The sequence below is a fragment of the Pseudomonas sp. K5002 genome, from assembly GCF_013386655.1.
Lineage (GTDB): Bacteria > Pseudomonadota > Gammaproteobacteria > Pseudomonadales > Pseudomonadaceae > Aquipseudomonas.
Map to the genome: position 1 here is coordinate 1 of NZ_JACARK010000487.1, position 1,239 is coordinate 1,239.

Sequence of the window (1,239 nt, forward strand, 5' to 3'; positions counted from 1 at the left end):
TGGCCACGCCCAGGGCGTAGCCGGTCACCAGCCAGCCGGCGCCGGGAATCGATACACCGAGGTCGGCCGCCACATCGGGCAACAGGCCCATGATGACGAACTCGGTGGTACCGATGGCGAAGGCGCTTAAGGCCAGGATGAGTAGCGAGAGAGGCATTGATGGGTCCTTGTTACAGCGGTGCGCTGAGTTCTTCGGTGAGCGCTTTGAGGAAGGCTTGGATCACGTCCTCATTGCGTTTGAAAAAGTGCCATTGGCCGGCCTTCTGGCTGCTGATCAGCCCCGCCCGTTGCAGGTTCGCCAGGTGCGCCGACACGGTGGACTGAGACAGCCCGCAGCGCTGGTCGATCTGCCCGGCGCAAATGCCGTATTCGTGGTTGTGCAACTGCTCGGGGAATTGCACTTTCGGGTCTTTCAGCCAGTTGAGGATGTCTCGCCGTACTGGGTGCGCCAGGGCTTTTATTATTTCGTCGAGGTCGATGGACATGGCAGTGATGCTCGGTTTTGTAAAACGTTATATCGCGATGAGGCGAACTTTAAATCGTTGTATCCCGATATACCAATATGATTTTGGTATTAAACCAGATTGAATCGGTATATCGGGTTATAACGATACGTTGACGGCAGTGCTAGACTGCGCGCCATGAATTATCTCGCACATCTGCACCTCGGCGGCCAACTTCCTGCTCAATTGCTTGGCAGCCTGTATGGCGACTTTGTTAAAGGTCGCCTGCAAGGCCAGTTCAGCCCGCAAATCGAGTCGGCGATTCAGTTGCATCGCTCAATCGATCGCTACACCGACAGTCATCCGCTGATCGGGCAGGCGCTGTCGCGCTTCACCCTGACCCGGCGCCGCTATGCCGGGATTGTCCTCGATGTGTTTTTCGACCACTGCCTGGCGCGGGACTGGGCGTTATATGCCGATCAGCCGCTGGAGCGATTTACCTCTGAGGTTTACCGGGTGCTCGCCGAAGAGCCGGCGTTGCCGGGGCGGCTGGCGCAGATTGCGCCGTACATGGCGGCGGATGACTGGCTGGGTTCGTACCGCGAATTTGCGGTGATGGAACAGGTACTTCGAGGAATTGGCCGACGCCTGACACGGCCCGAAGAACTGGGCCATGCCATGCAGGAATTACGAGCGCTGTACGAGCCGTTGAGCGAGGACTTTCGGGTGTTTTACCCAGAATTGCAGCGGTTCTCAAATAGCCAGTTGGCAATACAACTATAAATGTGGGAGCGGG

The 1,239-nt window shown here is 57.4% G+C and carries 2 protein-coding genes and 1 pseudogene; 1 reads left to right on the forward strand and 2 read right to left on the reverse strand.

The features are described 5' to 3' along the window. Positions 1–157: pseudogene (locus tag HX846_RS21320) on the reverse strand (MFS transporter); the annotation flags it as partial. A 13-nt stretch (positions 158–170) separates the two neighbouring features. Beyond that, positions 171–485, reverse strand: a complete 315-nt coding sequence (locus HX846_RS21325) for a helix-turn-helix transcriptional regulator (RefSeq protein WP_003219793.1) — start codon at positions 483–485, stop codon at positions 171–173. Positions 486–641: 156 nt separating this feature from the next. Here HX846_RS21325 and HX846_RS21330 point away from each other — a divergent pair, with 156 nt between their 5' ends. Next, positions 642–1,226: an ACP phosphodiesterase gene (locus HX846_RS21330; protein ID WP_003219791.1), complete on the forward strand. Its 585-nt coding sequence runs from the start codon at positions 642–644 to the stop codon at positions 1,224–1,226. Positions 1,227–1,239 lie beyond the last annotated feature (13 nt).

Excerpts from the sequence above, each read along its gene's own strand:
- HX846_RS21325 (WP_003219793.1), bottom strand. The coding sequence starts at position 485 with ATGTCCATCGACCTCGACGAAATAATAAAAGCCCTGGCGCACCCAGTA.
- HX846_RS21330 (WP_003219791.1), top strand. The coding sequence starts at position 642 with ATGAATTATCTCGCACATCTGCACCTCGGCGGCCAACTTCCTGCTCAA.